Genomic DNA, 7,674 nt, shown 5'->3' with positions numbered 1-7,674 from the left:
GGATGGAGATTGGCCAGCAGGCCCGGCCTCTTCGCGGGTGAACCCGCTCCTACGGGCGATGGCACAGATCCGAAGGTTTGTGTAGCGAAGAAGGCCGTGCCGTCTCAGGTCAAGGCAGCACTTGCTTGAACGGCTTGACCACAACCTTGTCGTACACGCCGGCAGCGATGTACGGGTCGGCATCGGCCCAGGTCTGCGCCGCCGCCAGCGATTCGAATTCGGCAACGATCAGGCTACCGCTGAAACCCGCTTCGCCCGGGTCGTTGCTGTCGATGGCCGGGTGCGGGCCGGCCAACACCACGCGGCCTTCGGCCTTGAGCTGCTGCAGGCGTTCGATGTGCGCCGGGCGGGCAGCCAGGCGCTTTTCCAGGGAGTTTGCGACGTCGCTGGCGATAATGGCGTAGAGCATGTCAATCCTTGGGTTTGGAGGTAGAAGGGTCATCGTGCAGGTGGCGCGACAGGTACACGCCTTGCGCCACCAGGAAGATCACGGTCATGCCCAGGCTGCCGAACACCTTGAAGTCCACCCAGAAGTCCTGGAAGGTAAAGGCGACGAACAGGTTGGCCGCGCCGCAGAACAGGAAGAAAGCGATCCAGGCCAGGTTCAGGCGCGTCCAGATGGCATCAGGCAGGGTCAGGGCGTGGCCCATGATGCGCTTGATCAGCACCCGATCGCCGATGAAGTGGCTGCCGGCAAAACCCAGGGCGAACAGCCAGTTCACGACAGGAGCCTTCCACTTGAGAAAGGTCTCGCTGTGAAAGGTCAGGGTCAGGCCACCGAACACCAGGCAGGCGATCAGCGTCAGCCACTGGCCCTTTTCCAGCTTGCGCTGGCGCAGGAACAATACGCCGTACACGACCAGCGAGCTGATGATCAGCATGGCTGTGGCGCTGTAGATGCCGCCAAATTCGAAGTGATGGCCGGCGACTTCCATGGGGCGCGGGTCGAGCTTGTAGACGATGAAGAACAGCAGCAGCGGGATGAAATCGATGAATTGTTTCACAATGGCAGCCAGAATCGGGATGTGACGGCATAATAACAAACATCGATTCCAGCGAAAGCGCTCCTCCATGAATGTTGATCTGCACTGTCACAGCACGGCCTCCGACGGCGCCCTGTCGCCTTCGGTACTGGTTGCCCGGGCCCATGAACACGGGGTGCAAGCGCTGGCGCTGACCGACCATGACACCCTCGAAGGCCTGCCCGAAGCGCGCCAGGCCTGCGTTGACCTGGGTATGCGCTGGGTCAGCGGTGTGGAGCTGTCTTGCACGTGGGGCGGCGCGACCATTCACGTGCTGGGCTATGATTTCCCGCTCGACGCACCGCCATTGCTGGCGGCGATTCAAGCGTTGCACCGCGGCCGCTGGCTGCGTGCCGAAGAAATCGACAAACGGCTGGCGGCCAAGGGCATGCCCGGCACGCTTGAAGGCGCGCGCGCCGTGCAGCACGAGCTGGGTGACAGCGGCAACGCCCCGGCGCGCCCGCATTTTGCCGAATATCTGGTGCGTGCCGGGCACGTCAAGGACCGTGGTGAAGCGTTTCGCAAGTGGCTGGGCGCCGGCAAACTGGGCGACGTCAAGCAGCACTGGCCGACGCTCGACGAAACCGTTGCCACGCTGAGGCAGTCCAACGCCTGGGTGAGCCTGGCGCATCCCATGCACTACGACCTGACCCGCAGCAAGCGCAGGCGGCTGATTGCCGACTATATTCAGGCAGGAGGGCAGGCGCTTGAAGTGGTCAACGGGATGATGCCTGCCGAGCAAGTGGGCACTATGTCCATTCTTGCCCGTGAGTTCGGCCTGCTGGCAAGCGCTGGCAGTGACTTCCACGGCCCCGGCACCTGGGGCGAGATCGGTGCCTATCGGCCTTTGCCCGAGGATCTGCCACCTTTGTGGCGTCGATTCAGCCATGAACAGCCTTTGGCGCTATGAACAGGACGATTACGTGAGCCAATTTTTCCAGATTCATCCGGAGAACCCACAGGCGCGCCTGATAAAACAGGCCGTCGAGATCATCCGCAAGGGGGGCGTGGTGGTGTATCCGACGGACTCGGCCTATGCGCTGGGTTGCCAGATAGGCGACAAGTCGGCAATCGAGCGGGTGCGGCGCCTGCGCGGGCTGGACAAGACGCACAACTTCACCCTGATGTGCTGCGACATGTCGCAACTGGGGTTGTATGCCAAGGTCGACACCGGCACCTTCCGCATGCTGAAGGCGCATGTACCGGGGCCTTACACCTTCATTCTCAACGGCACGCGTGAAGTGCCGCGTCTGCTGTTGCATGATAAGCGTCGCACCATCGGGCTGCGTGTACCGGACCACGCCATCACCCTGGCCTTGCTGGCCGAGTTGGGCGAGCCACTGATGAGCGTCAGCCTGATCCTGCCGGGCGACAGCGAGCCGATGACCGACCCTTATGAGATCCGTGAACGGCTGGAGCACCATGTTGACCTGGTGATCGATGGCGGGTTCGGCGACCTCAAGGCGTCGACCATCATCGACCTGTCCGGCGACGAGCCGGAACTGATCCGCGAAGGTTGTGGCGACCCCACGCCGTTCCTGGTCAACGCGTGAGCCAGCTGGAAGCGCCTGAGGCGCCGGCCGAACGGGTCGAAGCGCCTCGGCAACTGCAGTTGGCGCTGGTCTATGGCGAAGCCCTGACCGAGCTGCCGCTGGACCTGTACATCCCGCCGGACGCCCTTGAAGTCATCCTCGAAGCGTTCGAAGGCCCGCTGGACCTGTTGCTGTACCTGATCCGCAAGCAGAATATCGACATCCTCGACATCCCTGTGGCCGAGATCACCCGGCAGTACATGGGCTATGTGGAGCTGATGAAAAGCGTGCGCCTTGAACTGGCTGCCGAATACCTGGTGATGGCTGCCATGCTGGCCGAGATCAAGTCACGCATGCTGCTGCCGCGTTCCGCCGACGTCGAGGAGGAGGAGGGTGACCCTCGCGCCGAGCTGATCCGCCGCCTGCAGGAGTACGAGCGCTTCAAGGCCGCCGCCGAGGGCATCGACGAATTGCCACGGGTCGGGCGCGAGGTGGTGGTGCCGCGCCTGGAAGCGCCGCAGGCCAAGGTACGCAAGCTGTTGCCTCAGGTCAGCCTGGAAGAGCTGCTGATGTCCATGGCCGAGGTGATGCGCCGCAACGACCTGTTCGAAAGCCATCAGATCACCCGTGAGACCTTGTCCACCCGCGAGCGCATGAGCCAGGTGCTGGAGCGTCTCAAGGGCGGTGCCTTTGTGCCGTTCATCGCGCTGTTTGCTGCCGAGGAGGGCAAGCTCGGTGTGGTGGTGACCTTCATGGCCATTCTCGAACTGGTGAAGGAATCGCTGATCGAACTTGTGCAGAATGAATCTTTCGCCGCCATTCACGTGCGGCTTCGCCCGGCGCCAGTTGAAGAACCCGATGAACCTGAATGAACCCCGCGACCTGGCGTCGCTGATCGAAGCCTTCTTGCTCGCTTCGGGCAAGCCGCAATCCCTTGAGCGCCTGTACGAGCTGTTCGAGGAAGCCGAGCGCCCCGAGCCCAAGGTGTTCAGGCAGGCCCTGGAGGTGCTGGGCAAGTCGTGCAATGGGCGTGCGTTCGAGCTCAAGGAGGTGGCCAGCGGCTATCGCCTGCAGATTCGCGAGGTTTATGCCCCTTGGGTCGGGCGCCTGTGGGAAGAGCGCCCGCAGCGCTACTCGCGAGCGCTGCTTGAGACACTGGCCCTGATTGCCTACCGCCAGCCGATCACCCGTGGTGAAATCGAGGACGTGCGGGGCGTTGCGGTGAACAGCAATATCATCAAGACCATGATGGAGCGCGAGTGGATTCGCGTGGTCGGCTACCGCGAAGTGCCCGGCCGGCCGGCGATGTTCGCCACCACCAAGGCGTTTCTCGATCATTTCAACCTCAAGAGCCTTGAGGACCTGCCGGCCTTGGCCGAGCTGCGCGAAATGGAACCAGAGCCGCAACTTGACCCGGATGATGCACCGGTGCCTGCGCACCTGCAGGCGTTGGCGGATGCCAGCCTTGGGGAAGAGGAGGTTGGTGAGCCGAAAGAGGAGACCAGCTTCCGTAGCCTGTTGGTGGAGCTGGATGCCATGGAAGACGGTTTGAAAACCGATTTTGATGATCTGCGGGGAGAAGAGCCTGAGCCTCCGGTGGAGGAGGAGATCAAGGCTCAGCCCTGATTGATCTGCTGCCTGTGCTGGCCTCTTCGCGGGCACGCCCGCTCCCACAGGGGTATCACAGGTCCCGAAGGTTGCGCGTACCTGTAGGAGCGGGCGTGCCCGCGAAGAGGTCAGCACAAAGCCCACTGGGCAGAAAATCATGCCCAGCCCCACAAAACCCTCTACCCTCCAGTGCGTTCCCCTGATGAACCGCGTATGATGCGCGGCCTTTTGGCGCGTTCGTCGCCAGAAACCTGTTTTCATTCCTACACCGGGAGGTGCCCAGATGAGTGAGCAAGACCTGAAAGAAACCGAAATCACCCCGCCATCCGGCGAAAAGCTGCAGAAAGTGCTGGCGCGCATTGGCGTAGGCTCGCGGCGTGATGTCGAGGCCTGGATCAGCCAGGGTCGCATCAAGGTCAACGGCGTCGAGGCCACCCTTGGCCAGCGCGTCGACCTGCACGACGCCATCGCCGTCGACGGCAAGCTGATCAAGCGCGAGGAGGCCGCCGAGGCCACCCGCCGGGTGATCATGTACAACAAACCCGACGGCGAAATCTGCACCCGTGACGACCCGGAAGGGCGCCCGACCGTGTTCGATCGCTTGCCACGGCCAAAAGAAGGCCGCTGGATCAACATCGGCCGCCTCGACATCAACACCACTGGCTTGCTGCTGTTCACCACCGACGGTGAGCTGGCCAACCGCCTGATGCACCCGTCCTACGAGATGGACCGCGAGTACGCGGTACGTGTGCGTGGTGAAGTCGACGACGAGATGATCGAGCGCCTGAAAGCCGGCGTAATGCTGGAAGACGGCCCGGCCAAGTTCACCGATATCCAGAAGGCACCGGGTGGCGAAGGCTTCAACCACTGGTACCACTGCGTGGTGATGGAAGGTCGTAACCGTGAGGTGCGTCGCCTGTGGGAATCCCAGGGCATGGTGGTCAGCCGCCTGAAGCGTGTGCGTTTCGGCCCGGTGTTCCTCAATTCGGACCTGCCGATGGGCCGCTGGCGCGAAATGACCCAGGGCGAAATCGACATCCTCGCCGCCGAAGTGGGCCTGCAGCCGGTCGCGCTGCCAGCCATGAAGCTCAAGGCCAAGGACAAGATGGAGCGCCTGCAGCGCAAGTCGACCCGCCCGCTGGGCCGTGGCGAGCGCGTGCGCAACCTGCGCCCGGCCCACGAAGGTGCCGCTACTGGCGAACGCCCTGCGCGTCAGCCGCGTGAAGAAGCGCCGCGTAAACCCACCCGTGGCAGCACGGTGGCTGAGCGCCCGAGCGAGATGCGCAAGCGTCCGGGCAAACCTGATGGCGACAAGCCGGCAGGCCGTGGTCGCGGCAAGCCGCGTGGCTGATAAGCCAGTGTGGTTATCAAGGAACCAGCCTTCGGGCTGGTTTTTTTATGCCTGCGCGAATGTGGACCAAGCCCAAGACATTGAACAAAAAGAATTTTTCGGACGACTGGCAAGTTCTTGAACCGCCTTGTAAAGAAATCTGTACGAATGTAGCCGTTTTCAGTCCGCATTTCAGATCATGCCCGATCGTGTAAACAAACCTTGCCGGCGCCCCTGTGCCAAAGCCGTCGCCATGGCGCCAGCCACCCTTGCCCAAACCCCCGTCCCCACGGTGTTATAGCCGCCATTGCCTTGTGCAGGAGCCCGTCCAAAGAGCCGGGCTGACAAAACAACAAATGGAGGCGCCATGTACGCCGATCACTTCGCCTATGAAGGCCTGTACCACAGGAACGCTGCGTTTTTTCCCGAGGAAACGATGCAACGCGTTGACGCCTGCGCGTTTGCAGGGGTATACAGTGCGCCGCGTTTTACCTGTGACCCTCTTGCGTACCGCGCACTCTTGATCACGCCTGGTTGACCTGCTCCGGCGGCACCTGAGGTCAAGAAACCCAAGGTAACCACCTTGCCCATTCCGCTGCGCCACGAGCGCGGTGGGTCCGATTCCGTCACAGATAAAAACAATGCAGGTGACTTCGTTCATGAGTGGACAAAACATGCATTCAGGCGAGCTAAAGCGGGGCCTGAAGAACCGCCATATCCAGTTGATCGCCCTCGGCGGTGCGATTGGTACCGGCCTGTTCCTCGGCTCGGCTGGCGTGATGAAATCCGCCGGCCCGTCGATGATTCTTGGCTACGCCATCTGCGGCTTCATCGCCTTCATGATCATGCGCCAGCTGGGTGAAATGATCGTCGAAGAGCCGGTGGCCGGCTCGTTCAGCCATTTCGCCCACACCTACTGGGGTGGTTTCGCCGGCTTCCTGTCGGGCTGGAACTGCTGGGTGCTGTATATCCTGGTGGGTATGTCGGAGCTTTCGGCGGTCGGCAAGTATGTTCACTACTGGTGGCCGGAGATCCCCACCTGGGTCACGGCGGCAGCCTTCTTCGTGCTGATCAACGCCATCAACCTGATGAACGTGAAGTTCTTCGGTGAAGCCGAATTCTGGTTCGCCATCATCAAAGTGGTCGCCATCGTCAGCATGATCGGCCTGGGTGCCTACCTGCTGACCAGCGGCAGCGGCGGCCCTGAAGCCACCGTGGCCAACCTGTGGTCACATGGCGGTTTCTTCCCCAACGGCGTCAGCGGGCTGGTAATGGCCTTGGCTTTCATCATGTTTTCCTTTGGTGGCCTGGAAATGCTCGGCTTCACCGCCGCCGAGGCCGACAAGCCAAAGACCGTGATCCCCAAAGCGATCAACCAGGTCATCTACCGCATCCTGATCTTCTATGTCGGTGCCCTGGTGGTGCTGCTGTCGCTGACCCCGTGGGACAACCTGGTCGCCAGCATCGACGCCTCGGGTGGCAGCTACGGCAGCAGCCCGTTCGTGCAAGTGTTCTCGCTGCTGGGCAGTGACGTGGCTGCCAACCTGCTGAACTTCGTGGTGCTGACTGCGGCGCTGTCGGTGTACAACAGTGGCACCTACTGCAACGCCCGCATGCTGCTGGGTATGGCCGAGCAGGGCGATGCCCCGGCGTCGCTGGCCAAGGTCGACAAGCGGGGCGTGCCAGTGCGTTCGATCCTGGTGTCGGCTGCCGTGACCTTCGTCGCTGTGCTGCTGAACTACCTGATGCCGCAAAACGCGCTGGAGCTGCTGATGTCGCTGGTCGTGGCCACCCTGGTGATCAACTGGGCGATGATCAGCTACTCGCACCTGAAGTTCCGTCAGCACCTCGACCGTACCGGCCAGAAGCCGCTGTTCAAGGCACTGTGGTACCCGTACGGCAACTATGTGGTACTGGCTTTCGTGGTGCTGATTCTGGGCATCATGCTGATGATCCCGGGCATCCAGGTGTCGGTGTATGCGATCCCGGTGTGGCTGCTTGCGATGTTGGCGGTGTACATGGTCAAGTCGCGTCGCCAGGTGAATGCGGGCGGTGCTGTTGAGACTGTGGCCAAGTAAGGCGCCATAAGCGGTATGCGAAAACCCGGAGTCAGGTGGCTGGCTTCGGGTTTTTTGTTGTCTGTACGGGCCTGTTCGCGGGTGAACCCGCTCCTACAACGACC

8 protein-coding genes are annotated in these 7,674 nt (G+C 62.0%); 6 read left to right on the top strand and 2 right to left on the bottom strand.

Going from position 1 to position 7,674, the window contains the following annotated elements:
• Window positions 1–109: 109 nt before the first annotated feature.
• Entirely contained in the window at window positions 110–409 is a 300-nt protein-coding gene (locus tag BJQ17_RS29030) for a YciI family protein (RefSeq protein WP_003254549.1), read from the bottom strand.
• 1 nt (window position 410) lies between these two features.
• Window positions 411–1,004: a septation protein A gene (locus BJQ17_RS29025; protein WP_003254547.1), complete on the bottom strand. Its 594-nt coding sequence runs from the start codon at window positions 1,002–1,004 to the stop codon at window positions 411–413.
• Window positions 1,005–1,071: 67 nt separating this feature from the next.
• On the opposite strand from BJQ17_RS29025, the gene BJQ17_RS29020 reads away from it, so the two are divergent.
• The 6 genes from BJQ17_RS29020 to BJQ17_RS28995 all read left to right on the top strand — a co-directional run bounded on the left by BJQ17_RS29020 (window position 1,072) and on the right by BJQ17_RS28995 (window position 7,570).
• The gene (locus BJQ17_RS29020; protein ID WP_003254545.1) at window positions 1,072–1,932 is read left to right on the top strand and encodes a PHP domain-containing protein; all 861 of its coding nucleotides are present in this window, start codon (window positions 1,072–1,074) and stop codon (window positions 1,930–1,932) included.
• Between the two features lie 13 nt (window positions 1,933–1,945).
• Window positions 1,946–2,575, top strand: a complete 630-nt coding sequence (locus tag BJQ17_RS29015) for an L-threonylcarbamoyladenylate synthase (RefSeq protein ID WP_003254544.1) — start codon at window positions 1,946–1,948, stop codon at window positions 2,573–2,575.
• A 110-nt stretch (window positions 2,576–2,685) separates the two neighbouring features.
• Window positions 2,686–3,426, top strand: a complete 741-nt coding sequence (locus BJQ17_RS29010; RefSeq protein WP_175442769.1) for a ScpA family protein — start codon at window positions 2,686–2,688, stop codon at window positions 3,424–3,426.
• Window positions 3,413–4,180, top strand: coding sequence for an SMC-Scp complex subunit ScpB (scpB, locus tag BJQ17_RS29005; RefSeq protein ID WP_070096971.1), 768 nt, complete (start codon window positions 3,413–3,415; stop codon window positions 4,178–4,180). The genes BJQ17_RS29010 and scpB overlap by 14 nt, the downstream gene beginning before the upstream one ends.
• Window positions 4,181–4,445: 265 nt before the next feature.
• Entirely contained in the window at window positions 4,446–5,513 is a 1,068-nt protein-coding gene (gene rluB, locus BJQ17_RS29000) for a 23S rRNA pseudouridine(2605) synthase RluB (RefSeq protein ID WP_003254539.1), read from the top strand.
• A 638-nt stretch (window positions 5,514–6,151) separates the two neighbouring features.
• The gene (locus BJQ17_RS28995; protein WP_003254538.1) at window positions 6,152–7,570 is read left to right on the top strand and encodes an amino acid permease; all 1,419 of its coding nucleotides are present in this window, start codon (window positions 6,152–6,154) and stop codon (window positions 7,568–7,570) included.
• Window positions 7,571–7,674: the final 104 nt, after the last annotated feature.

Source organism: Pseudomonas sp. NBRC 111139 (assembly GCF_001753955.1).
Lineage (GTDB): Bacteria > Pseudomonadota > Gammaproteobacteria > Pseudomonadales > Pseudomonadaceae > Aquipseudomonas > Aquipseudomonas alloputida.
Note: the sequence above shows the minus strand (reverse complement) of the source record. Positions and strands in the feature narration are given on the sequence as shown.